This window comes from Pseudoalteromonas sp. TB64 (genome assembly GCF_000498095.1).
Taxonomy (GTDB): domain Bacteria; phylum Pseudomonadota; class Gammaproteobacteria; order Enterobacterales; family Alteromonadaceae; genus Pseudoalteromonas.
Window position 1 is genome coordinate 35,859 of sequence record NZ_AUTQ01000099.1, and the last position, 24,158, is coordinate 60,016.

The 24,158-nt window shown below is 37.1% G+C and carries 22 protein-coding genes and 1 pseudogene; 15 read left to right on the forward strand and 8 right to left on the reverse strand.

Annotated features, from left to right (window positions below):
* Positions 1 to 85: 85 nt before the first annotated feature.
* Together L647_RS0107185 and L647_RS0107190 are read right to left on the reverse strand one after the other, a co-directional pair.
* Positions 86 to 1,555: a sigma-54 dependent transcriptional regulator gene (locus L647_RS0107185; RefSeq protein WP_024610565.1), complete on the reverse strand. Its 1,470-nt coding sequence runs from the start codon at positions 1,553 to 1,555 to the stop codon at positions 86 to 88.
* Positions 1,552 to 2,664 carry an ATP-binding protein gene (locus L647_RS0107190; RefSeq protein ID WP_024610566.1) on the reverse strand — a complete coding sequence of 371 codons (1,113 nt, stop codon included), beginning with the start codon at positions 2,662 to 2,664 and terminating at the stop codon, positions 1,552 to 1,554. Before L647_RS0107190 ends, L647_RS0107185 begins: the two co-directional genes overlap by 4 nt.
* Before the next feature lie 131 nt (positions 2,665 to 2,795).
* Here L647_RS0107190 and L647_RS0107195 point away from each other — a divergent pair, with 131 nt between their 5' ends.
* Together L647_RS0107195 and L647_RS0107200 are read left to right on the forward strand one after the other, a co-directional pair.
* Positions 2,796 to 3,404, forward strand: coding sequence for a DNA-3-methyladenine glycosylase I (locus L647_RS0107195; protein ID WP_024610567.1), 609 nt, complete (start codon positions 2,796 to 2,798; stop codon positions 3,402 to 3,404).
* A 190-nt stretch (positions 3,405 to 3,594) separates the two neighbouring features.
* The gene (locus L647_RS0107200; protein ID WP_024610568.1) at positions 3,595 to 5,691 is read left to right on the forward strand and encodes a GSCFA domain-containing protein; all 2,097 of its coding nucleotides are present in this window, start codon (positions 3,595 to 3,597) and stop codon (positions 5,689 to 5,691) included.
* 174 nt (positions 5,692 to 5,865) lie between these two features.
* On the opposite strand, the gene L647_RS0107205 is transcribed toward L647_RS0107200, so the two are convergent.
* Complete coding sequence (locus tag L647_RS0107205; RefSeq protein ID WP_024610569.1) at positions 5,866 to 7,302, reverse strand: sigma-54-dependent Fis family transcriptional regulator; 1,437 nt, start codon at positions 7,300 to 7,302, stop codon at positions 5,866 to 5,868.
* A gap of 459 nt (positions 7,303 to 7,761) precedes the next feature.
* Here L647_RS0107205 and pseB point away from each other — a divergent pair, with 459 nt between their 5' ends.
* The 13 genes and pseudogenes from pseB (at position 7,762) to L647_RS0107270 (ending at position 19,668) form a co-directional block, all read left to right on the forward strand.
* Complete coding sequence (gene pseB / locus L647_RS0107210; protein ID WP_024610570.1) at positions 7,762 to 8,763, forward strand: UDP-N-acetylglucosamine 4,6-dehydratase (inverting); 1,002 nt, start codon at positions 7,762 to 7,764, stop codon at positions 8,761 to 8,763.
* Positions 8,760 to 9,968, forward strand: coding sequence for a UDP-4-amino-4,6-dideoxy-N-acetyl-beta-L-altrosamine transaminase (gene pseC, locus L647_RS0107215; RefSeq protein WP_024610571.1), 1,209 nt, complete (start codon positions 8,760 to 8,762; stop codon positions 9,966 to 9,968). The genes pseB and pseC overlap by 4 nt, the downstream gene beginning before the upstream one ends.
* A 2-nt stretch (positions 9,969 to 9,970) precedes the next feature.
* Positions 9,971 to 10,960, forward strand: coding sequence for an aldo/keto reductase (locus L647_RS0107220; RefSeq protein ID WP_024610572.1), 990 nt, complete (start codon positions 9,971 to 9,973; stop codon positions 10,958 to 10,960).
* A gap of 57 nt (positions 10,961 to 11,017) precedes the next feature.
* Positions 11,018 to 11,839, forward strand: coding sequence for a glycosyltransferase family protein (locus tag L647_RS0107225; protein WP_024610573.1), 822 nt, complete (start codon positions 11,018 to 11,020; stop codon positions 11,837 to 11,839).
* Positions 11,839 to 13,128, forward strand: coding sequence for an aminotransferase class III-fold pyridoxal phosphate-dependent enzyme (locus tag L647_RS0107230; RefSeq protein WP_024610574.1), 1,290 nt, complete (start codon positions 11,839 to 11,841; stop codon positions 13,126 to 13,128). The genes L647_RS0107225 and L647_RS0107230 overlap by 1 nt, the downstream gene beginning before the upstream one ends.
* Before the next feature lie 64 nt (positions 13,129 to 13,192).
* The gene (pseG, locus tag L647_RS0107235; RefSeq protein WP_024610575.1) at positions 13,193 to 14,320 is read left to right on the forward strand and encodes a UDP-2,4-diacetamido-2,4,6-trideoxy-beta-L-altropyranose hydrolase; all 1,128 of its coding nucleotides are present in this window, start codon (positions 13,193 to 13,195) and stop codon (positions 14,318 to 14,320) included.
* A complete protein-coding gene (locus L647_RS0107240; RefSeq protein ID WP_024610576.1) occupies positions 14,321 to 14,971 on the forward strand; it encodes a formyltransferase family protein in 651 nt (216 codons plus the stop codon).
* The gene (locus L647_RS0107245; RefSeq protein WP_024610577.1) at positions 14,964 to 15,692 is read left to right on the forward strand and encodes a methionyl-tRNA formyltransferase; all 729 of its coding nucleotides are present in this window, start codon (positions 14,964 to 14,966) and stop codon (positions 15,690 to 15,692) included. The genes L647_RS0107240 and L647_RS0107245 overlap by 8 nt, the downstream gene beginning before the upstream one ends.
* A pseudogene (gene pseI / locus L647_RS01000000123815) lies at positions 15,682 to 16,427 on the forward strand (pseudaminic acid synthase); the annotation flags it as partial. The gene L647_RS0107245 and the pseudogene pseI, both read left to right, overlap by 11 nt.
* 93 nt (positions 16,428 to 16,520) lie before the next feature.
* A complete protein-coding gene (locus tag L647_RS1000000126760) occupies positions 16,521 to 16,730 on the forward strand; it encodes an SAF domain-containing protein (RefSeq protein WP_343223040.1) in 210 nt (69 codons plus the stop codon).
* Positions 16,723 to 17,403 (forward strand): PIG-L deacetylase family protein, encoded by a 681-nt coding sequence (locus tag L647_RS0107255; protein WP_024610578.1) that lies wholly within the window; start codon positions 16,723 to 16,725, stop codon positions 17,401 to 17,403. The genes L647_RS1000000126760 and L647_RS0107255 overlap by 8 nt, the downstream gene beginning before the upstream one ends.
* Positions 17,404 to 17,427: 24 nt before the next feature.
* Entirely contained in the window at positions 17,428 to 17,961 is a 534-nt protein-coding gene (locus L647_RS0107260; protein ID WP_024610579.1) for a GNAT family protein, read from the forward strand.
* Between the two features lie 535 nt (positions 17,962 to 18,496).
* A protein-coding gene (locus L647_RS0107270) for an IS3 family transposase (RefSeq protein WP_139015426.1) occupies positions 18,497 to 19,668 on the forward strand; the annotation gives its coding sequence in 2 pieces (ribosomal slippage) (positions 18,497 to 18,755 and positions 18,755 to 19,668; 1,173 coding nt in all).
* A 472-nt stretch (positions 19,669 to 20,140) separates the two neighbouring features.
* Here the strand turns inward: L647_RS0107270 and pdxJ are convergent.
* The 5 genes from pdxJ to lepB are packed head-to-tail and all read right to left on the reverse strand — an operon-like array spanning position 20,141 to position 24,145.
* Positions 20,141 to 20,872 (reverse strand): pyridoxine 5'-phosphate synthase, encoded by a 732-nt coding sequence (gene pdxJ, locus L647_RS0107275; protein WP_024610582.1) that lies wholly within the window; start codon positions 20,870 to 20,872, stop codon positions 20,141 to 20,143.
* Between the two features lie 22 nt (positions 20,873 to 20,894).
* Positions 20,895 to 21,587 (reverse strand): DNA repair protein RecO, encoded by a 693-nt coding sequence (gene recO, locus L647_RS0107280; RefSeq protein ID WP_024610583.1) that lies wholly within the window; start codon positions 21,585 to 21,587, stop codon positions 20,895 to 20,897.
* Positions 21,588 to 21,607: 20 nt separating this feature from the next.
* Positions 21,608 to 22,540: a GTPase Era gene (era, locus tag L647_RS0107285; RefSeq protein WP_024610584.1), complete on the reverse strand. Its 933-nt coding sequence runs from the start codon at positions 22,538 to 22,540 to the stop codon at positions 21,608 to 21,610.
* Positions 22,530 to 23,207 carry a ribonuclease III gene (rnc, locus tag L647_RS0107290; RefSeq protein ID WP_024610585.1) on the reverse strand — a complete coding sequence of 226 codons (678 nt, stop codon included), beginning with the start codon at positions 23,205 to 23,207 and terminating at the stop codon, positions 22,530 to 22,532. The genes era and rnc overlap by 11 nt, the downstream gene beginning before the upstream one ends.
* A 2-nt stretch (positions 23,208 to 23,209) precedes the next feature.
* Entirely contained in the window at positions 23,210 to 24,145 is a 936-nt protein-coding gene (gene lepB, locus L647_RS0107295; protein WP_024610586.1) for a signal peptidase I, read from the reverse strand.
* Positions 24,146 to 24,158 lie beyond the last annotated feature (13 nt).

Genomic DNA, 24,158 nt, shown 5'->3' on the forward strand with positions numbered 1-24,158 from the left:
AAATACAATGACTTAGAGCAAAATACAGGAAGTCATAGTTTTGACGACCCTAAATCAGCAAGCCAAATTTAGGGTTTAAAGAGGATTATGCAGGAAGTGAAATACCTAAATCGCGCATTTGCGCTAGCTTATAACGTAAAGTACGCGGGCTAATACCGAGTGTTTCGGCTACATCTTTGCGCTTACCTTGGCAGCGAGCAAGTGTTTCTAAAATAATGCGATGTTCTTTATCTTTAAGCTCATCTTTATAGCTACCAGTATCTGCTGCAAGTAAGCCTTGCTTAGGCTCATCTGTAGCATATAACTTTTCATCATAATAAGCAGAGCTTGGTGTGTTTTGATCTGCATTTTCATCTGAATTTTGATGTGTTACTTCTACTGTATTTGTTACGCTCGAAGTCGTTGATGACTCCATTATAAAGTTACTAGAAACTAAGTTTTCGATAAAAATGGCGTGTTCGTTTATCGTATTACCCGTTCTCAATATAAGCGCACGTTGAATAACATTATCGAGCTCTCGTACATTTCCGGGCCAAGCATGGGCTAATAATTTTTGCTCAGCATTTTTATCTAGATATGCCATTGGCTCTTTGCTTTTACTTATATGACGTTCAATTAAATGCTTAGCTAACACAATTATATCGCCAGGGCGTTGACACAATGGTCGCCACATCAATGGAAAGACATTTAATCTATAATATAAATCTTCTCTAAACTGATTTTTAGCAACGGCCTCTTTTAGGTCGCGATTACTGGTAGCCAAAATACGTACATCTAGCTGTATTATTTTTCGACCACCTAAACGCTCTACTTCGCGCTCTTGCAGTACACGTAAAAGTTTAGCTTGCAGCCCTAAGTCCATCTCGGTAATTTCATCAAGTAAAATAGTACCGCCCTGCGCTTGCTCAAACTTACCAGGGCATGCTTGAATCGCACCGGTAAAAGCCCCTTTTTCATAACCAAATAAAGTGGCTTCAAGCATATTTTCAGGAATAGCAGCACAGTTAATAGCAACAAATGGCTCATTACAACGACTCGACTTGTCGTGAATGTAACGCGCTAAAACTTCTTTACCAGACCCGCTAGGACCAAGCACCATAACGCTTGCTTCAGAGCGTGCTACTTTACTTGCAAGCTCTAATAATTGAATACTGGTTGCATCGGCAACAATAGGACCATCCGTTTCTTTTGGTTTTTCGGGCAGATAACGGCTCACCATATTTAACAGCACTTCGGGTGCAAATGGCTTAGCCATATAATCAATAGCACCTAAACGCATTGCCTCTACAGCATCATCAATTGTCGCGTATGCCGTCATCATCAACACAGGTAAATCGGGATGGTTTAATTTAATACTACGCAGTAAGTCTAAACCACTCATTACGCCCATTTGTACGTCACTTACTACAAGCGAAAAAGACTCTTTTTTAAGTAAGATCATTGCTTGCTCGGCACTATTTGCCGCAACACATTCTATGCCCGACATTTCAAGTGTATCGATTAATGCTTCACGCAAGCCTGCATCATCTTCTACAACTAAAATAGTGTTATTCATAACGATTCCTCTAATTTAGTTGTCGCACGAATTGGTAGTAATAAGCTAAAACAGGCACCGCCATGAGTATTATTAGTCACATCAACACTGCCTTGATGAGCATTAGCAACGGAACTAACAACAGCTAAGCCCAGTCCAGTGCCTTGGCTTTTAGTCGTAAAAAATGGTTCAAATATTTTATCTGCTTGGCATAAATCAACACCAGGTCCATTATCGCTTACACTGATTCGAACAAAGTCTTGATCTTGCATATCGGTCGATGCGCTCAAATGCACTTTTGCCCCCGTACCAATCACTTGAATACTGTTATGAATAAGATTTTGTATAGCACTGGCAATCGCGGTCTTATTACCCACAATTTGTATGTCTGGTTCTGGTAAACTTACATCCAACTCACTTTCGTTAAGCGAAACCATAGCATCTGCGCCAGCTTTAACTTCTGTCAGTAATTGTTGCATTGAAACTTGCTCGACCACATGCTGTGTCCCACTTTTGGCAAATAAAAGCATGTCGTTTACTTGAGTTTCTAAATCTTTTAAACGCGACATTAATTTAGTTTGAAAATTATCGCGAGATGCTTCTGGCAAACGCTTAGAGCCTAGGTTAGCGGCATAAAGCATTGCAGCAGATAATGGCGTTCGTACTTGATGCGCTAAAGAGGCAACCATTTTACCCAGCGCACTTAGTCGCTGCATATGAGCGACACGTTTTTGTAAACGACGAGTTTCTGTTAAATCAGTCATTAAAATAAGCTGCCCAGGCTCTGGTGCCAAAGCCGTAATATCAAGCTTAATTAAACGCCCATCTTTTAAAGATACTTCATGTCCATCATCTTGATGTGGTCGAAATGAGCGCTGAATAACGTTAAACCACCTTTCACCTTCGAGCGGTTCACCAAGCATATCTATCGCTATTTGATTAGCTTTAGCTATCATACCTTTACCATCTAGCACAACCACGCCCACAGGCATAGTATCAACTAAATGTGAAAGCCAGCTTGCTTGTTTGCGCAACTCACTTAATTCCCCTGCATACTCCTCTTGAAGTAAACATGGGTTATACTGATTAGCAGAAGTAAATAATGGTTTTAGTACGCTTGCAAGAGCCATAATCAAATCTCAAACTGATATAGATACATAGCTAAATGCACAATTTATACCAACATTTATTTATATATTTATCATTTAGTTACAGATAATTTAAAGTGACATAAAAATGACGCACACATAAAGGAACACAAATGATTGAGCAAGTAAAACACCGTTGCCCATGGCTTGATACAACCAAATCCGACTACGTTATTTATCATGATGAAGAATGGGGTGTGCCACTTTATAACGATACAAAACTGTTTGAATTTATAACACTTGAATCAGCTCAAGCTGGCTTAAGTTGGTACACTATTTTAAAAAAACGAGATGGATATAAAAAAGCATTTGCTAATTTTGATGTTCAAAAAGTTGCTGAATTTACACCCGATGATATTGATCAATTAATGCTTAATGAAGGTATTGTTCGAAATCGTTTAAAAATTGTAGCAACAGTTAATAATGCTAAGTGCTTTATTAAAATACAAAAGGAATTTGGTAGCTTTAGTAATTATCAATGGCAATTTGTCGGCGGCAAACCGCTCGTAAGTAATTTAAATAATATTGAGGACACCCCTGCTATTACAGAGGTATCAACTGCGTTTGCTAAAGATTTAAAAAAACGAGGATTTAAGTTCTTAGGCCCGACGACGGTATATGCGCATATGCAAGCATGCGGTATGGTTAACGATCACAGTAATGATTGTTTTAGAAAAGAAAAAATTATTTCAGAATATTTAGGGCTTACTTTGTGGCTCTAAATATCTTGACTATTTTTTACTATATTAAAGCTAAACTCACTTACTTACAGCAACCTCAATAAAAACGATTCTGTAAATTTAGTGTAAAAGGGAGAGACTCTCTTAAAGATTCAAATTTAGCAATATAGCTTTGGCTCGCAATATGCATAATGTCAACCAATTTTATAATTGATAGAACAAGGCTAAAATAATGGTACAGATAACTACGGAAGAAATATTAGAAATAGATGATATACGTTACTGCTTACTTAAAAGCTCTAATGTTAATACGGCTCATCACTATGAAATAAACCAAGGCTATACTAATTTAAATCACAGAGCTACTAACGCTTTTCGCCGCGATATAATCGACACGCCATTAATAAATGCCCATAAATATGTAGTAAAGAACAATGTATCAGAGCTTCTGTGCGATACTTTAATTTCTGAATATGATAAAGATAAAGAAGCAATCAAAAATCCTGCTGTGTTAAAGTCATTCTTGCCCTACATACTAACTCAAGAAGTAGATGAGCATTTAAGATCTTATTTTAAAAGTGAATATTGCATATTGTGGTGGGCAATGCATAAAATTGAAGACGACTTTGAAAAGCATACTTACTTTTCAAAGTGGCATTGTGATGGCGGCCCTAAAAATCACTTAAAGCTCATAACCTACTTAAATGGTTATGATGAGCACGGCAGTAGTACTGCGGTATTAGATAAAGAATCCACAGATAAACTCAAAGACATTGGTTATATATTTAATCATATAAACAAAAGAAATATAGATATTGCTCCTTTATGTAAACATTATAATATCAATCATTCGCTAAGTTTGATTAAACCTAATAAAGGGGACTCAATTATTTTTAATCCCCATCAACTTGCCCATAAAGCAATGCCTGCGAATAAAGGGAAAGCACGCTATTCTTTAACGTTATGCTTTTTGCCTAGTGAGTTGCATTGGAAGAAAGTAGCCGACGAGCATTTCCCCCCAGGGACAACCTCTATCACATTCGATGGATTTCCTGAATTAACTAAAAAATTTACCAAACACAATGACGATGATTGCATTGATATTGCATTAGATAATAAAATTACTAACTTGCGTCATTTGGCTTACCTTTTAAAAACTATTATTAAAAATAATGCAGTCGAAAATATGTTTTTTGAACATATTCAAACGAATGACCCCGAACTTAAATACCACAATACGCTTTTTGAACTTATTAAGTTTATTAAGCAATCTATCATTGAGCAATTTAAAGCTGATTCGATTACAGAAGAATTATGGTCTGAGTCACTCACTAATATTTGTGAGTATGAACGGAACTACGTTGATAGTTGTGTCCGTTACAACGCAAATAAAAAACCCGACCCTAGCGCCGTCTTTTGGCCGAATCCAGACCACCCTACCCATCCTTTATCAAAATATAATGCGCTACCTTATGTTAATAAAATACCGATTATGGATATGGGTACACCCATTGGTTCTGCAGGGAGTTGCTTTGCTTTTGAAATAGCCAAATTTTTTCAACAAGATGGATATAACTATGTAATCACAGAGCGAAATGATAATCCACAGAACGGCTTAGTGGTAGATGGTTATCAACCTGGGGATAAGTATGCCAAGTTTTGTGCAAATTATGGAATACTGTTTAATACGCCTAGTTTTAAACAGTTAGCCGAAAAAGCATTTGGTATTAGAAAGTTTGATAAATTATTATTCCAATCAGAAACTGGCCATTACGTAGATCCATACCGTGAAAATGTATTTTTTAACACCAAAGAAGCCTATTTGGCTGATTACGATAAGCATATTCAAGCTGTTAAAGATTCATTTTTAAGCTGTAAAGTGTTTGTCGTTACATTGGGGTTAAATGAATGCTGGGAGTTTCCTGATGGTACTGTTATGTCTAGAAACCCTAGAAATAATACCTATCAATTTGTGAAACACAGAACGCTAACAGTCGAAGAAAACGTAAATAATATTCAATCTTTTTTTGACATTATTAAACAATACAATCCTGATTTTAAACTGATAATTAGTCTTTCGCCGATTCCTTTTTTAGCTACAGGCAGAGCGGATACTCATCATATAATTACAGCAAATGCACACTCAAAAGCCGTTTTAAGAGTTGCTGCTGAAGAGTTGGTAAATAATAATGAAGATATGTACTACCTTCCTAGTTATGAGTTAGTGACCGAATGCACTGAAGATGCTTGGAACTCTGATACTCGACATGTAAAACCTGAAACAGTTTCAAAAGTAGTTAATATGTTCAAAGAAATATTCGTTAAGTAATCTCGAAATCTTATGAAGTATTAAAAGCAACAACTCTTTGAGGATTACCAAGCAACATGCTTTAGAAAAGAAGATATTGATATCATGCGGTTATTTTCGTTGAGAAAACAACCGCACACTACGATTAAATCACTTCTAGGTAGAACAAATTTTAATTCTGAAAGATCAACAGACTTAGTCTCTCGATAGGTTATATTTTTTCATTTTTTCGACTAACGTGGTTCTACGTACACCTAATATTTCGGCTGCGCGAGCCACTACGTAATCATAACGTTCTAACGCTTGCGTTATTAAACTAATTTCAAGCTCAGCTAGGTAATCTTTAAGCTCAATACCATCATTTGGTAATAACCCACTACCAGTTTGATTAAATTCAGCCTCAGGCTCATCGTCGTAATCACTAAAGCCGGTGCTAAATATGTCGTTAAAGGCATCTTTTTCCATTAACTCTTCGGGGTATTCAGGCTCGTATGCCTCAACCTCAATATAACGATATTTATTTGGTAAATCAGGAATATCGACCACTTTCTCAGGAAACATAATAACCATACGCTCCACTAAATTAGCAAGTTCACGAATATTCCCCGGCCACGCATGCTCTTTTAAGCTCTCAACTGCGCGTTCAGTAAATTTAGCAGTAGACCCTGTTTGGTCGTTAACGCGGCGCATTAGTTCTTTTAATAACAGCGGAATGTCATCAGCGCGTTCGCTAAGTGATGGGTTTTCAATAGGAAATACATTTAAACGATAATATAAATCCTCCCTAAAACTGCCCTCTTCAATCATGGTTTCGAGGTTACGATGCGTTGCAGCAATAACACGTACATCAGCCTGAATCGCTTTAGTACCACCAACTCGTTCATAACTTCGTTCTTGCAATACTCGCAGCAACTTAACTTGCATTTGCAGTGGCATATCACCTATTTCATCTAAAAACAGTGTTCCACCTTGAGCTAGTTCAAATCGCCCTTTTCGAGCCGATATAGCGCCTGTAAACGCACCTTTTTCGTGACCAAATAATTCACTTTCTAAAAGCTCTGCCGGAATAGCACCACAGTTAACAGGCACAAACGGTCCATTAATTCTTTTTGAAAGTAAATGCACATTGCGCGCAACCACTTCTTTACCAGTGCCCGATTCACCTAAAATTAAAACATTGGCATCGGTTTTTGCTACCTGCTCAATTAAAAAGCGAACATCTTTTACGGCGTCTGTTTCACCAACAAGTCCGTCAAAGGTTTTATGGGGCTTAGAATGTTTATGCTCGTTAGGAAGCATTCGTTGATACTGCTGGCAGTCGTGAAGTAACTGTGTTGTTACATCATGATTAAACGGCTCACAAATAAGCCCTACAACATTAGCAATGCTTAGTAGTGGTTTAAGCGTTTCACCTATTAACAAAAATGGTAATGTAGGATGGCACTTAATTAAACTTTCGTGGTCAAGCGACTGTAATGCACCTAAAATTACAATGCATTCTTTCTGTTGATACTTTTTACACTCTTGTTCAAAGTTTGTTTCGTTTAATAGTTGTACTGCTTCACCAATAAAAGTGAGTGATGCATTTAAACCTATTGCGCGATTGTTATTATTATCTAAAATCAAGATCATAGTTAGCGAGNGCGGCAGTTTTTTGACATAAACGCCAAAAAACAGACGGACTAGTTAAGTCAATCATACTTAATAGTTAATCATTAAGTATCAAAACTAAGGTAAATCTAGAATAGCTTCTACCGATTGTTTTTGTTACTAAAGCAAAAAGATAGATTTTCACTATGAAATTATCTGAAGCCGAATGTACTTTTCGAATAGCTAATTAGTCTACAAATTTGTTTCTACTTTGCTTCATTTGGTTTAAAACCTAAGCTTACAAAGATGAATTTTAATAATAACTAAATGGTTAACTGACTAAATTATAACTTAACTTGCGAAATACTATACGTTGTTCGATGTTTTTACTAAATTAACTTGGCACTTTGTTTGCTAAGTAGTTAAAGTATTGAGATATTTATTAAAAGAATTACGATTGCGTGTGATAAAACGCCAGTAATAAATAACTTGGGTAATACTATGTTCAATAATAAAACAATTTTAATCACTGGCGGTACTGGTTCATTTGGTAAAAAATATGTAAAAACCTTACTTCGTTATCATAAGCCAAAAAAAATTATCATCTATTCACGTGATGAATTAAAACAATTTGAAATGCAGCAAGATTTTAATCAGCCTTGTATGCGTTATTTCATTGGTGACGTTCGCGATAAAGAACGTTTAACTCAAGCGATGAATGGTGTTGATTTTGTTATTCATGCTGCGGCATTAAAGCAAGTACCTGCCGCCGAATACAACCCAATGGAATGCATAAAAACTAATATTAACGGTGCTGAAAATATTATTGCCGCAGCGCTTGCCCATAATGTCGAAAAAGTTATTGCGCTTTCAACTGATAAAGCGGCCAACCCTATTAACTTATATGGTGCTACTAAATTAGTTTCTGATAAGTTGTTTGTTGCCGCCAATAATATTTCAGGTGGGCATAAAACCACCTTTGCCGTCGTACGATACGGTAATGTGGTTGGCTCTAGAGGATCTGTAGTACCATTTTTTGAAAAGCTTATTGCTGAGGGTGCAACTGAACTCCCAATCACCCATAAGGACATGACACGCTTTTGGATCACTCTACAAGACGGCGTTGATTTTGTTTTAAAGAATTTTACTCGTATGTTAGGCGGTGAGATATTTGTCCCTAAAATCCCTTCTATTAAAATAACTGATTTAGCAACGGCTATGGCACCTCATTTACCACAAAAAATTATGGGCATTCGTCCAGGTGAGAAGCTTCATGAGGTAATGTGTCCTGGTGAAATTTGTTACAGTACTTTTGAGTTTGCAGATCACTTTGTTATTGCACCAGCAATAAAATTTAGTAGCCGCAGTAATGATTTCACTGTTAATGCACTTAATGAAACAGGCAAACCCGTGCCTGAAGGTTATGAATATGACTCTCAGAACAACCCTGACTTTTTATCGATTGATGAAATAAATTCTTTTAATCAACAGGTTGAGCAATGATTCCTTACGGGAAACAAGATATATCACCAGAAGATATTGCTGCGGTTATTGAAGTATTAAAGTCAGATTTTATTACTCAAGGACCTAAAGTACCTGAATTTGAACAAGCCGTTGCTCAACAGTGTATAAATAAAAACGAAGGACAAGTTCCCTTTGCTATCGCAACTAACAGTGCAACTTCAGCATTACATCTTGCATGCTTAGCACTCAAAGTGGGTGAAGGTGATGTTGTTTGGACGTCCCCTATATCTTTCGTTGCTTCAGCGAATTGTGCGCTTTATTGTGGGTCAACTATAGATTTTGTTGATATTGATATATCGACAGGCAATATATCAGTTGAAGAGCTAACTAAAAAACTTGCTTTAGCAGAAATAACAAATACCTTACCTAAAGTTATTATTCCTGTGCACTTAGCTGGGCAATCGTGTGATATGCAGGCGATTAAAGCACTTAGTGAGAAATATAACTTCGCCATTATTGAAGATGCTTCACATGCTATTGGTGGTCGTTACCAAGCAAGTAAAGTAGGTAGCTGTGACTATAGCGACATTACAATTTTTAGCTTTCACCCTGTTAAAATAATTACCAGTGCCGAAGGTGGTATGGCATTAACTCAGCACTTAGAACTAGCAGAGCAAATGCGGTTATTAAGAAGTCATGGTGTTACCAGTAACCCAGAAAACATGAGCGAAGCAAGCCATGGACCTTGGTATTATCAACAAGTTGCGTTAGGCTTTAACTACAGAATGACTGAGCTACAAGCTGCTTTAGGGCTTAGCCAAGTAAAACGCTTAGAAGCTTTTGTCACAAAAAGAAATCAATTAGCGGCAACTTACGATCAAGCTTTTTCTGATTCATCTTTAACGTGTTTAACGCCTGCAACATCAATATATTCTGCCTATCACCTCTATATAGTGCTACTGCCAACGTTTGAAAAAGCTACACAAAAAGAAAAACATAAAGCGATTGTTACCGCGCTGAGAGCAAAAAACATTTGTGCTCATGTACATTATATTCCAATCCACTTACAACCTTATTATCAGCAAAACGCTAACGGGCTTGCTTTCAAACAGGGTGATTTCCCTATAGCAGAAGAGTATTATCAGCGCGCAATATCCTTGCCGTTATATCCGAAATTGAGCCAAGATGAACAAAATTACATCATTGCAACCGTACTTGATGAATTAAACAGTTTGGGCGTTTAAACATGGAGCTCGCCTTAGGTACAGTGCAGTTTGGCTTAGACTACGGTATTAGTAATACCCAAGGACAGGTAAATAAAACTGAAGTATTTGATATATTAACGCAAGCAAAACACTTAGGCATAAACACACTTGACTGTGCCGGCGCTTATGGAAATAGTGAACACTTACTTGGTGAAATATTCAATGAATCAAAATTGAGTGAAGATTTTAGTATTATCAGTAAAATACCCGCCCTAAATAACGACCAACACTCAATTAAAACCGCCTTTTTTCGTTCATTAGAGCATTTACAACAGCAACAAATTGAAACGCTATTATTCCATCATAGTGATAATTTACTTTATCACCCTAAAAAAGACTCACTGTTCAAACAAGCGTTATCACTTAAGTCACAAGGTTTAATAGAACGTATTGGTGTATCAGTTTATACACCTGAACAACTTAAAACAATTGCCAGTCACTACCCTCTTGAGGTAGTACAAGCGCCTATCAATGTATTTGATCAACGCTTTATTGCGACGGATATAATCAAATTTTGCCAACAAAAAAATATCGTGTTACATGCAAGATCACTATTTTTACAAGGCTTACTGTTTATTGACCAAGATAAAGTTGCCCCTTACTTTCAACCATATCAACAAAAGCTCAATGACTTTACCACACTTGCTCAACACTTAAATTGCACTAAAGTGACCTTAGCATTAGCAATGTTAGTGAATAGCTCGCCCACTTCAACACCTATTGCCAGGGCAAACATAACGGCACAGAAATCGCATACTATTATTCAAGAAAACGTTAATGACAAAGTGACTAAGTCAATAGACAAAAGTATCATTGAAAAACTTGTTGTGGGGGTGTGTAACACTCAGCAACTTAGCGATATTGTGGAAGCCTATAAATTAGCGAAAGAGATACCTATCAGTAAAACAGAGCTTTTAGCATTAGCAGATAAGCGACTTGGTTTTATTAACCCGAGCTTATGGTCTGTTTAATTTTTATGAGCATAAGTTAGTTTAGTTAAGCACGTATAAAACGAGCCCATTGAAATCATGAATGAAACATTAGTTATTTTACAAGCCCGCATGTCATCGTCAAGGTTGCCTAACAAAGTGTTGCTACCAATCCTTGGCAAACCTATGCTTGCTCATCAAATAGCTAGACTGCAAAGAATAAAAATACCACATCGTCTTGTTATTGCAACAAGTGATGAAGCCAGTGATGACGAAATTGAAGTACTTTGTCAACAATTGAAGGTCGATTTTTTTCGGGGTGATTTAACAGACGTTTTAGCGCGCTATTATCATGCTGCAATGACGTTTAAATCAAAAGATAGCACCGTAAATAAAATAACTAATATAGTAAGAGTGACTGGTGATTGCCCGCTGATAGATGCTGAAATCATTGATGATGTCATTGATTTATTCGTAAAAAATAATAGTGATTATTGTTCAAACTGCGCACCAGCAACTTTACCTGATGGGTTAGATGTTGAAGTATTTAGCTTTGATGCATTAGAGAAAGCCTATCAACTAGCTAAAAAACCTTCGGAACGTGAGCATGTAACACCTTTTATTCGCAATAACCCGCTGTTGTTTACCTTGAGTAACTACACTCATCAGCCAGACTTATCTCATTATCGTTGGACGGTCGATGAACCAAAAGACTTTGAGCTTATTACCAAAACATATGAATATTTATACCCCCAAAAACAGAATTTCACCCTAGCGGATATAATCACGTTAATGCAGGAAAAACCTGAATTAGCGAAAATAAATCATCATATTATGCGCAACGAAGGTCTACTGAAGTCTGAAAAAGAAGATCAACAACAGTTGAAAAACATCCTATTAAATACTGGGCAGGCAACGTAATGAACAAACGCTATCAACAATCATCAAACTGGCTTGAACGTGCTGAAAAAACTATTCCTTTAGGTTCGCAAACATTTAGCAAAAGCCGTATTGCTTACCCTAAACATGTATCTCCACTGTTTATTAAACGAGGTGAAAATTGCCAAGTTTGGGATGCCGATGATAATCAATATACCGATTTTGTCAGTGGACTACTTTCAGTTTCTTTAGGTTATTGCAATAAAGCCGTTGATGATGCCGTCATTGAGCAAATAAAATCAGGCGTCACTTTTTCTTTGCCTCATCAACTTGAAACGATTGTCGCAGAGCAACTTGTTGAGTTAATACCTTGCGCGGATATGGTCCGTTTTGGAAAAAATGGCAGTGATGCTACCTCCGCAGCCATTCGTTTGGCCCGTGCATTTACTAAAAAAGAACATGTTGCTGTTTGTGGTTATCACGGTTGGCAAGATTGGTACATTGGTTCAACCACACGAGACTTAGGTGTACCTGAAGCAACCAAATCACTGACTCATACATTTAAATACAATGATATTTCATCGTTAGAGCAATTATTTTATCAACAAAAAAATCAAATTGCCGCCGTAATTTTAGAGCCGATGAACACGCATTTTCCAGAAGATAATTTTTTACAAAAAATGAAAGATTTATGTCAACAACACGGCGCGGTATTAATTTTTGATGAAACCATTACTGGCTTTCGTTTTTCTATGGGTGGTGCTCAACAATTATTCAATGTGACCCCTGACTTAGCCACATTCGGAAAAGGTATGGCAAATGGTTATCCCATATCCGCAGTCGTTGGGCGTAAAGATATCATGATGCTCATGGAAGATATTTTTTTCTCAGGTACTTTTGCTGGAGAAACCTTATCGTTAGCTGCAACAAAAGCCACTTTAGATTTTATGACAGAGCATAATGTTGTTACACACTTAGCAGCGATGGGAGAAAAGCTACAAACAGGCCTAGCGCAAATCATTAATGATCTACAAGCACAGCATTGGTTAACGTTAAGCGGTCACCCTGCTTGGTCATTTCTGGTTATTAATGCCCAAGGTAATTATAGTGCCATTGAATTAAAATCGTTGTTTTTACAAGAGATGGCATTACGTGGGTTTTTACTTGGTGGCGGCCATAACTTAAATTACTCGCATAAAAGCGAAGATATTGAAGCACTACTGTCTGCCTATAAAGAAGTACTCAATATACTCTTACAAACTATTGAAGATAAAGATTTTCATAACAAGTTTTACGGTGAGTTATTATCACCTGTTTTTAAGGTTAGATAACGCAGACACCTTATATGAATGAAAATAAAAACAATCTTTCCATAAATTTATTACTAGAATCATTATGCATATAGTATTTAAGGTAGATGCCTCATCTATTATTGGTTATGGCCATGTTATGCGTTGCTTAACACTAGCAAACGCATTAATGGCTAAAGGGGTTGATATAAGCTTTATTAGTCGAGAACATCATGGTCATATTAACCACCTGATTATTGAACATAACTATTCTTTAATCCCTTTACCTAAAGGGGCAAACGATATTGTTCGACAAAATAGTGATACGTGGCTTGGATGTACCATAATAGAAGACGCACAACAAAGTATTCAAGCAATGCAAAAAATTGCGTATGCTGATTACCTTATTGTAGATCATTATGCCATAGAGGCGACATGGCATGCTTTAGTTACTAACTACTGTAAGAAACTTGTCGTTATTGATGACTTAGCTAATCGTCCCCTGTTATGTAATGTATTACTTGATCAAACCTTAAATCGAAATGCCGAACCATACCAAGCATTAATTCCTGAACATTGCACAATGTTGTTAGGTAAAGACTACATGTTGTTAAGAGAGGAATTTAGCCACTATCGAGCTCAAGCAAAAATTCAACGCGATAAGCGAAGTGAGCAATTAGTGCACCATAACAGTAATGTTCACATTATGGTTTCAATGGGAGGGAGCGATCCGGATAATTTATCGAAAATAGCATTGTTAGCATTAGAAGAATTACACATTAACATGCCAAATATTCGCGCACGTTTAATTATTTCAAGCCAGTCGATACATTTAACATCTTTACAGCGTCTTTGTAATACGCTGACATGGTGTACATTAATAATTGACAGCAAAGATATGGCTAGTCAAATGATAGAAGCTGATATTGCCATTGGTGCGAGCGGTTCAACCGCATGGGAGCGATGTTGCTTAGGTTTGCCTTGCCTAACAACCGTCAATGCTGAAAACCAACAGTTGATAGCTAAAAATCTAAATGATTCTGGTGCAACAATCAACTTGGGTTGGTATAAAGACATTAGCTCCTCCATGATTTGTGACCAAATAGAACAACTAATTTTACACCCTAAAAAATATCAGATGATGGTCGAAAATTGTTTCAATGTTTGTGATGGAATAGGCGCACAAAGAGTGACCAGTGTCTTATTAAACAAAGAGCTACCAAAGAGCGCATAAATGAGAAATCAGAGTTTTAAAACGATTAGTATATTAGTTGATAATGATTCATGGATTTTGCCTTACGCTGAAGCATTGGTGGCATATTTTTCATCTCATTATCAGTGCCAGCTTTTCAGAAATGCAGATGATATTACACAGGGCGATGTGTGTTTTTTATTAGGCTGTACTCAAATTATTCCCAATGAAATACGTAAACGCAATCAATATAACCTTGTTGTTCATGAAAGTGCCTTACCTCAAGGTAAAGGTTTTGCCCCGATGAGCTGGCAAATTATTGAAGGAAAAATGTCTATTCCTGTATGCTTATTAGAAGCAAGTGAGAATATTGATAGTGGCAACATCTGGCTTGAAGACACTATAGAGCTTAACGGTAGCGAACTACATGATGAATGGCGTGATAAGCAAGGTAAAATAACAATAAAACTAGCTAAAGAGTTTATTGAAAATTTTACAACATTAACTGCCAATGCCCAGTGTGGACAAGAAAATTTCTATGCTAAAAGAAACAAAAAAGATAGCGAGTTAGATGTTAATAAAAGTTTAGCTGAGCAGTTTAATTTACTTAGAGTGGTGAGTAATAGTGACTATCCTGCTTTTTTTATTAAAGATGGTATCAAATACAAAATAGAAATATCTCGTCATGACTAACAATTACATAGTAGCAACAATAAAAGATTGGAATATCAAAGAATTTGATCGAGTTCTCTCTGATTCCCCTGGCAACTGGACATTAATTAATGACCATAGCCAACTAACTTTAGACAACCTTCGCTCGCTTAAGCCTAAATATATTTTTTTTCCTCATTGGAGTTGGCTGGTACCAGAAGAGATTCTTAATGAGTTCACTTGTATATGTTTTCATATGACAGATGTGCCTTATGGTCGAGGTGGTAGCCCTTTGCAAAACTTAATTTGTCGTGGCCATCAAACAACTAAGTTAACCGCGTTGAAAATGACTAAGCAACTTGACGCTGGTGACGTTTACTTAAAAGCACCTTTATCACTAGAGGGTAGCGCACAAGAAATATTTGAACGTTGCTCCAAACTTACTTTCGACATGATTAAAAGCATTATCACTATAGAGCCAATGCCCATTGCACAAACAGGAAATATAACCACCTTTACAAGAAGAAAACCTGAACAAAGCAAAGTTCAAGGTACCGAAACCTTAACAGAACTTTATGATCTAATTCGTATGATGGATGCCGATAGTTACCCTAAAGCTTTTTTAGCTTATGGTGATTTCACATTAACTTTTGAGCAAGCAAAATTAACCCCTTGTCCAAAAAATGAAGCCCCAATACTTAATGCAAACGTCATCATCACAAAGCGTATGACAAACTTGAGCGAAAAAAATAATGACTCATAAATTTATTACTATCAATGGCACGAACATCGGACCTGACTTCCCACCATATATAATTGCGGAGTTGTCGGCGAACCATAACGGAAAAATAGAGCAAGCATTGAAAAGCATAGAAGTCGCTGCACAATGCGGTGTAGATGCCATAAAAATTCAAAGCTATACACCTGACACCATGACTATAAATTGTGATGAGGAAGATTTTCAAATTAAAGGCGGCTTATGGCATGGCTATAAACTTTACGATTTATATCAATGGGCACAAACCCCCTTTGAATGGCATCAACAGTTATTTGATAAAGCGAAAGAAGTCGGTATTACCTTGTTCTCCACTCCATTTGATGAATCGGCTGNCCAGCCTATAAATTAGCTTCTTTTGAAATAACGGATTTACCTTTAATAAAACGTATTGCACAAACAGGTAAGCCACTGATCATTTCAACTGGTATGGCGAATATGGAAGAAATAGAAGAGGCAATTACGACTGCTAAAGAAAATGGTTGTACTGAATTAGTGGTTTTACACTGTATTAGCGCTTACCCTGCGCCAGTTGAACAAGCAAATTTAGCCACTATAGCCGATATTAGCCAACGTTTTGATGTTATATCAGGGCTTTCCGATCATAGTTTAGGTACTGTTGTTTCTGTCACAAGTATCGCTCTTGGTGCGAGCCTAATTGAAAAACATTTCACACTCGATAGAAATGATAAAGGTCCTGATGCCGAATTCTCATTAGAGCCAGAGGAGTTCAAACGCTTAGTTAAAGAAACCAAGGAAGCTTATCAAGCTATTGGTTCAGCTGGTTATGAGCGAAAACCTGTTGAACATGCAAGTATGAAATTTCGCCGTTCCCTTTATTTTGTTAATGATATTAAACATGATCAAATAATAACTGAAGATCATATCAGAAGAATACGTCCTGGTTACGGTTTAGCTCCTAAACACTATCAAGCATTGTTAGGTAAACGCGTTAACAAAGATATAAAACGGGGCACTGCAGTATCTTGGGATTATATCGTTAATGAGGAGAAAAACGATGACTAAAAATAAAAGCATACTTGTTGTTGCTGCTCATGCCGATGACGAAGCATTGGGTTGTGCCGGTACTATTGCCAAACATATTGCAGAAGGAGATACCGTCAGTATAATTTTTATGACTAACGGCGTTTCATCTAGAGATGATAATGATAAAAACAACGAGAATGAACGCACTTCAGCTATGAATAAGGCAATATCTACTCTTGGGATAAAGAATTCGCAGTGCTTCGATTTTCCTGACAATCAAATGGACTCAGTCCCTTTATTAAAGATAGTAAAAGTAATTGAAACTGCAATAAATCAATTTAAACCCAGCATAATTTATAGTCATTTCGCTCATGACCTCAACATTGATCACCAGTTGACTCACCAAGCGGTGATGACAGCTTGCCGTCCTATAAAAGGCAGTAGTGTAAAAAAAATATTGTCCTTCGAAATATTGTCGAGTACTGAGTGGCAATCCCCCACCCACCCGAACTTTAAAGCTCAATATATTGTTGATATAACTCAATATTGGCAGAAGAAAATCCAGGTATTAAATTGTTATCAAGAAGAGTTACGAGATTTTCCACACAGCAGAAGCTTGCGTTGTGTTGAAGCATTAGCAACATTACGCGGCGCAAGCCATGGTTTTGAAAAAGCAGAAGCCTTTCAGGTTGAGCGTATACTAAATACTTAACAATTTAAATTAAAAGGAATACCGATGAAAAATATATATTTAAGACCTTTAATAGAAACAGATATTACAGAAACTTATCTAGAAAATTTTAAAGACGATGATGTACTGCTTTTTTTAGAAGTTACTAATACTGAACTTACGAAAGAATCTGTTACTACTTATATACAGAACGGACTTAATACAAAAAGCTATTATATGTATGCAATCTGCTTAATTGAAGATGACCAACACATCGGAAATTTGAAAGTAGGACCGATAGATAACAAACAAAAAATATCAGATCTGGTTACTGTTATTTGGAATAAGGCTTATTGGGGAAAAGGACTTGCCTCAGAAGCAATCAAATTAGGAAATAAATTAGCGTTTGAAAAACATAATATTAGAAAACTTAACGGTGGCATGTATAGTGATAATGTAGGTAGTATAAAAGCCTACACTAGAGCTGGATGGATTATTGAAGGTACCTTACAAAATCACTATATACTTAATGGGAAGTTACAAGATAGGGTAATTGTTAGTTGCTTTAACCCTTCATACTTTGATGATAAGTTTATTTAAATAGTAGCTAACATCAAATAACATAGAGAGCTTGTAACAAATTTTATGTGACCTCTGGTTAAAATAAAGTACTTTAAACAGTCATCAAATTCAATCAGAGATCTCCTCAAAACGCTGTGTCAATTTAAATATTTCAAATCAAAAAACGTTGTTAAAATCCCCTTCGAAATAAATAGCTAACTGACCGCTTGAGAGCTAGAGCTGTTATTATTATTGGATAGGTAATCCCCCACATTTCTAATGGAGGCGAGCTGTAGAATTTCTGTTGTTTAACTTTTTTCAGTTTTTGTATTGGTGTTGTTCCACCTATGCCCATATTAGGGCGTTCATTATTATAAGTCCATAACCAATCGGTAGCTCTGTCTTATAACTAACTAATATCAATGTAAATATAATAATTTAGCCAGTCGTAGTGAACCGTTCTATTAAAGCGCCCATTGTGCGAGTCTATGACCAATTGTAGTGGTACAGTGATTTTGGTCACCCATTAAGAAAGAAATGTTATGCTATTTGCATACAAATTTTGGTGAAAAAAATGACAAAATTAAACCGTGCAACGTACTCCGCTGCAATCAAATTAGAAACGGCTCAACTTGTAGTTGACCACGGTTATACACAAGAAGAAGCAGCCAAAGCGATGGGTGTTGGTAAATCAACCGTGAGTAAATGGGTTACTCAATTAAAGCAAGAACGTAATGGCCAGTCACCATTAGCTTCACCAATGACGCCCGAACAAATTGAAATCCGCGAACTTAAAAAGCAAATCCAACGCATTGAATTAGAAAAGGATATATTAAAAAAGGCTACCGCCCTCTTGATGTCCGACTCCCTGAACAATTCTCGTTAATTGAGAAATTAAATCAACGAGAGCTTTACCCAATTAGTGTGCTATGTAGTGTATTTAATGTGCATCGTAGCAGCTATAAATACTGGGCTATACGCGATAAAACGCCAACGCCAGAACAAATAAGGTTAGAGGCTGAAGTTAAAGCAATACATACAATGAGTGGGGGCTCAGCAGGTGCGAGGACAATCGCAACGAATAACGATTTTGAATTAAGCCGTTATCGTGCTGCTAAGCTAATGATTAAATTAAAGCTAGAAAGCTGCCAAGTACCTCAAAATTCATATAAACGCGGCGGTAATGAACACCTTGAAATCCCAAACCTGCTTGATAGGCGGTTCGATGTTGTTGAGCCAGATACCGTGTGGTGCCGTGATGTTACATATATTTGGACAGGTAATCGCTGGGCTTATTTAGCCGTCGTTATTGATTTATTTGCCCGCAAAGTGGTTGGCTGGACAATGTCGTTGTCGCCAGACACTAATTTAACGCTAAAAGCGCTTGAACTTGCGTATGAAAGTAGAGGAAAACCGGCTGAGCTGATGTTTCATTCAGATCAAGGTAGTCACTATACAAGTTTAAAATATCGCCAACGTTTATGGCGATATAAAATCACACAAAGTATGAGCAGGCGTAGAAATTGTTGGGATAACGCGCCAATGGAGCGATTTTTTAGAAGCTTTAAAACAGAATGGATGCCAAAGGTTAGATATGAAAATTTTATAGATGCTAAATATAGCGTTAGTGATTATATCAACGGATATTACAACAACGTTAGACCGCATCATTATAATGCTGGTTTAGCGCCAAATGAATCTGAGGTTAGATACAAAGACTCTAAAACTGTGGCCAAATTTTATTGACCACTACAATGACCACAAGGTATGAAAAACTTGCAAAACTATCTTTCAATACTCTCTTTGATATTTACTATAGTGTGGCTACTAATTTGGGCCAATTGATATATGTACAACAAAGTTCAACAGCCCCTAGCCAAAATTAACTGGCATCACAAAAGTAAAAATTGGTAGCCCAAAATGTGATGGTAGAGCTTAACGACCGAGAGAAAAATTAAATTATAACACTACCAACTAAATTAATGGCTGACCATATGGTAACTATCACGCACTTCAAGGTTGAATCTGCCACGATATAGATAGGCGAAATTTTTGATAAATATATTTCTAAGAGAATCGATCAAAAAATGTGTCAGCAAAATTTTGCGCTGTTCAAAGCATCTGGAAATAGATGTTTTTATCGTCAATATCACTGATATTGTTTACTTTAAATAAACAGGATTACTCTATAAAAACGTCTTTTCAAAACTAAAACTAATTAAGAACGCGCTTCAATCATTAATCGTTTCATATCACGAACGGCTTTATCTAATCCTTCAATTGCCGCTCGGGCAATAATTGCGTGACCAATATTAAGCTCATAAATTTCTGGCATTGCAGCTATAGGTTTAACGTTATGATAATGAAGTCCATGTCCGGCATTTACAATTAAGCCCAAGCTTGCTGCATATTTAACGCCTTCTCGAATATGCTCTAGCTCTTTGCTTAAATCAATATCGTTTGTTGCATCAGCGTAAGCACCAGTGTGAATTTCAACATAAGGCGCACCACATTCTTTTGCTGCATCTAATTGTGCTTTGTCTGCATCAATAAATAACGATACTTTAATACCAGCTTCGCTGAGTGTTTTAGTCGCTGCTTTTATTTTTTCAATATTCCCAGCAACATCTAAACCACCTTCTGTAGTTAACTCTTCGCGTTTTTCAGGTACTAAGCATACGTATTCTGGTTTAACTTCGAGTGCAATCGCTATCATTTCATCGGTAACGGCAGTTTCAAGGTTCATACGGGTTTGAATAGTTTTGGCCATTACATAAACGTCACGATCTTGAATGTGGCGACGATCTTCACGTAGGTGAATCGTAATACCGTCTGCACCGGCATGCTCTGCTACGCTCGCTGCATGTGCTGGATCAGGATAGCTTGTACCACGTGCTTGGCGAAGCGTTGCAATGTGATCAACGTTTACACCCAAAAGAATATCTTTCATTATTTTACCTGTAAAATTACGTTTATTGAGAGGCCGTAAATAACTCACGGCTTTTTAATGGCTTATTACCTAGTAATGGTTTTAATAGATATCGGCTTAATTGCTTAGCCATATATAACACATCACTTTGGCTAAAGTCATGGTTTGCAATAGCATTAAGCTGCAAGCCACTAAAACCTGAACGAGTGTCATTTTGTATTAAAAACCCGACTTCGGGGAAATAACTATACGTTTGCGTTTCATCTATAGGCTCACCGCTGGCATCAAAATTAAAATCAACACCATAACCAAGTAGCTCCAATAATTGAAATTCGTACGAGCGAAGAACAGCTTGTAAATTAGCGCCACTATTTAAGTTCTCTAAATGAGTTTTATATAAGTGAAATACTTGTTCAATAGGCTCATTAATTGGCACTATTCGGTTAGTCAGCTCATTTAAATAGAAACCACAGTAAAGCTCATCCCCTTTTAAAAAAAGAGACCTGCCATGTAATTCAAACTTATTAATATATTTTAAGTCGTACTTGCCATTGTAATGAACAAGCAGCGATTGGAAAGGTTGTAACTGTGCTTTATGTTTAGTAGCCTGGCGACCACTAATACGTGCGAGCATTCTAAGCTGACCAACGCCCTCTACAAGCATATCAAGCATCACTTGAGAGTCACTATAGGGACGTCGATGCAATAAATAAGCAGTGTAGAAGTCGCTATCCATAAACTATATCGCTTATGAGTTTAGTCTTCACCATAACCTAGGCTACGCAGTGCACGCTCATCATCAGCCCAACCCGATTTAACTTTCACCCAAAGCTCTAAAAACACTTTATTATCAAGCATTTCTTCGATATCTTTACGTGCTTCACGACCAATGGTTTTTAGCTTTTCGCCTTTATTACCAATAACCATGCGTTTTTGTGTTTCGCGCTCAACCAAAATTAATCCATTGATGTGCCAAACACCGTTTTCTTGCCACTTAAACTGCTCAATTTCAACAGTTACAGAGTACGGTAGTTCTTCACCCATAAAGCGCATTAGCTTTTCACGGATGGTTTCAGCAGCCATAAAGCGCATTGAACGGTCAGTCACGTAATCATCTGGAAAGTAAAATTCACAAGGCTGTAAGCGCTTAGTTACTTCAGCTTTAATTAAATCAACGTTTTTACCTTGCTTAGCTGATACTGGCATAATGCCGATAAAATCAAACTTATCACCTAACCACTTCATATGAGGTAGTACAAGATCACGGTCTTTCACTTGGTCTATTTTGTTGATAACCAACAGCACAGGTTTACCACTTTGCGATACTTTATTGAGTACCATGTCGTCATCGGCATTCCAATGAGTGCCTTCAACTACAAATACAATAAGTTCTACATCGCCAATTGAACTAGATGCTGCACGATTCATTAAACGGTTAATTGCTCGTTTTTCTTCAACGTGTAGCCCTGGTGTATCAATATAAACCGCTTGGTGTTTACCTTCGGTATGAATACCCATAATACGATGGCGTGTTGTTTGTGGTTTACGTGAGGTAATACTTACTTTTTGCTCAATAATTTCATTGAGTAAAGTTGATTTACCAACGTTTGGACGTCCTACAATTGCGACCATGCCACAAAACGTATCTACATCGCCTTCGCGATGTTGTATTAAGGTATCAAGATTCATTTTTAATTATCTTCAATGCTTTTTCAGCAGCTTTTTGTTCGGCTTTTCGGCGCGAGCTACCAACAGAAATTATGCTATCCATTCCATCAACAATACATTCAACCGTGAATGTTTGATTGTGTGCTTGGCCTTGTGTATCAACAACGGTGTAGCCAGGTAAAGGCAACTTACGGCCTTGTAGATGCTCTTGCAGCAGGGTCTTCGGATCTTTTTGATTAAGCCCTGGTGAAATAGCATCCAAGCGTGATTCGTACCACGCTAATATTAGATCGCCGCAGCTATCAATACCTGAATCTAAAAATGCAGCACCAATAATAGCCTCTACTGCATCGGCAAGTGTTGACTCGCGACGAAAACCGCCACTTTTAAGCTCGCCAGGACCTAAGCGTAAATAATCACCCAGACCAAATTCAAGTCCAAACTCAGCAAGAGTTTGACCACGTACAAGTGTAGAGCGCATGCGGCTTAAATCACCTTCACGCGCTTTAGGAAATTTAGCATAAAGTGCATTCGCAATTACAAAGCTCAAAATAGAGTCGCCTAAAAATTCTAGTCGCTCATTATGTTGACCTTTGTGGCTGCGGTGCGTCATTGCTTGTTCAAGTAAACCTTGATCAGCAAACTCATAGCCAATTTTTTTATATAGTTCGGTTACATTTTTTTTCATTGTTACTGAATATTACCTAGGCGCTCAAAACGAACACCAGTTGGAACCCATCCTGGTAAAATATCGTCAGGGCCATTCTCAAATTCAAAACTCATCCATATAAAGACAGCTTTACCCACCAAGTTTTCTTTTGGTACAAAACCCCAAAAGCGACCATCTTCACTATTGTCACGATTATCGCCCATCATGAAATAATGATCCGCAGGTACAACCCATTCATCAGAAGGTGTGCCTGGTTGTCTATAGTATCGCCCTTTTTGCTCAGCTCGTTCAGGATAAATTAAAATATCATGAACATCGTCAGTTAAAGACTCTGTCAAACGTACAGAAGTCATTCCTTTCAAATTGAATTCGCCGCTTTTGATGATTTCCATATCAATTTTATTGTACTCATTACACACCAAATTACCTTGTTGTGTTTCACCCTCTTTACAATTTGGCTGAATAAATAAACGTTTATCACGATAAACAATTTTATCACCAGGTAAGCCTATCGTTCTTTTTATATAGTCAATTTCTTCGTTTAACGGAAATTTAAAAACAACAACATCACCGCGTGATGGCTTATCTACATCAACCAACTGCGTTCGCCAAACAGGATCTTTTATTCCATAAGCGTATTTTTGTACTAAAATAAAATCACCTACTAACAGTGTAGGCATCATTGAACCCGATGGAATTTGAAACGGTTCAAAAATAAACGATCTAAAAATAGTAATTGCTGCAATCATTGGAAAAATTGACTTTGCAGTTTCAGTTACTACTGGTTCTGGCGCTATTAACGCCACTGTCTCTTCATCTAACGGAGCACCTGCAGACTTTTGCGCCATATCTAGAAGCGCTTGCCTTTTAGGTGCATATATTAAGTGATCTATTAACCATATTAAACCTGAGCCTAAAGTTAATAACACCAAAAAAACTGAAAAATAACCAGCCATTTATAATCCTTTG

Excerpts from the sequence above, each read along its gene's own strand:
- L647_RS0107185 (WP_024610565.1), bottom strand. The coding sequence starts at position 1,555 with ATGAATAACACTATTTTAGTTGTAGAAGATGATGCAGGCTTGCGTGAA.
- L647_RS0107190 (WP_024610566.1), bottom strand. The coding sequence starts at position 2,664 with ATGGCTCTTGCAAGCGTACTAAAACCATTATTTACTTCTGCTAATCAG.
- L647_RS0107195 (WP_024610567.1), top strand. The coding sequence starts at position 2,796 with ATGATTGAGCAAGTAAAACACCGTTGCCCATGGCTTGATACAACCAAA.
- L647_RS0107200 (WP_024610568.1), top strand. The coding sequence starts at position 3,595 with ATGGTACAGATAACTACGGAAGAAATATTAGAAATAGATGATATACGT.
- L647_RS0107205 (WP_024610569.1), bottom strand. The coding sequence starts at position 7,302 with ATGATCTTGATTTTAGATAATAATAACAATCGCGCAATAGGTTTAAAT.
- pseB (WP_024610570.1), top strand. The coding sequence starts at position 7,762 with ATGTTCAATAATAAAACAATTTTAATCACTGGCGGTACTGGTTCATTT.
- pseC (WP_024610571.1), top strand. The coding sequence starts at position 8,760 with ATGATTCCTTACGGGAAACAAGATATATCACCAGAAGATATTGCTGCG.
- L647_RS0107220 (WP_024610572.1), top strand. The coding sequence starts at position 9,971 with ATGGAGCTCGCCTTAGGTACAGTGCAGTTTGGCTTAGACTACGGTATT.
- L647_RS0107225 (WP_024610573.1), top strand. The coding sequence starts at position 11,018 with ATGAATGAAACATTAGTTATTTTACAAGCCCGCATGTCATCGTCAAGG.
- L647_RS0107230 (WP_024610574.1), top strand. The coding sequence starts at position 11,839 with ATGAACAAACGCTATCAACAATCATCAAACTGGCTTGAACGTGCTGAA.
- pseG (WP_024610575.1), top strand. The coding sequence starts at position 13,193 with ATGCATATAGTATTTAAGGTAGATGCCTCATCTATTATTGGTTATGGC.
- L647_RS0107240 (WP_024610576.1), top strand. The coding sequence starts at position 14,321 with ATGAGAAATCAGAGTTTTAAAACGATTAGTATATTAGTTGATAATGAT.
- L647_RS0107245 (WP_024610577.1), top strand. The coding sequence starts at position 14,964 with ATGACTAACAATTACATAGTAGCAACAATAAAAGATTGGAATATCAAA.
- L647_RS1000000126760 (WP_343223040.1), top strand. The coding sequence starts at position 16,521 with ATGAAATTTCGCCGTTCCCTTTATTTTGTTAATGATATTAAACATGAT.
- L647_RS0107255 (WP_024610578.1), top strand. The coding sequence starts at position 16,723 with ATGACTAAAAATAAAAGCATACTTGTTGTTGCTGCTCATGCCGATGAC.
- L647_RS0107260 (WP_024610579.1), top strand. The coding sequence starts at position 17,428 with ATGAAAAATATATATTTAAGACCTTTAATAGAAACAGATATTACAGAA.
- pdxJ (WP_024610582.1), bottom strand. The coding sequence starts at position 20,872 with ATGAAAGATATTCTTTTGGGTGTAAACGTTGATCACATTGCAACGCTT.
- recO (WP_024610583.1), bottom strand. The coding sequence starts at position 21,587 with ATGGATAGCGACTTCTACACTGCTTATTTATTGCATCGACGTCCCTAT.
- era (WP_024610584.1), bottom strand. The coding sequence starts at position 22,540 with ATGAATCTTGATACCTTAATACAACATCGCGAAGGCGATGTAGATACG.
- rnc (WP_024610585.1), bottom strand. The coding sequence starts at position 23,207 with ATGAAAAAAAATGTAACCGAACTATATAAAAAAATTGGCTATGAGTTT.
- lepB (WP_024610586.1), bottom strand. The coding sequence starts at position 24,145 with ATGGCTGGTTATTTTTCAGTTTTTTTGGTGTTATTAACTTTAGGCTCA.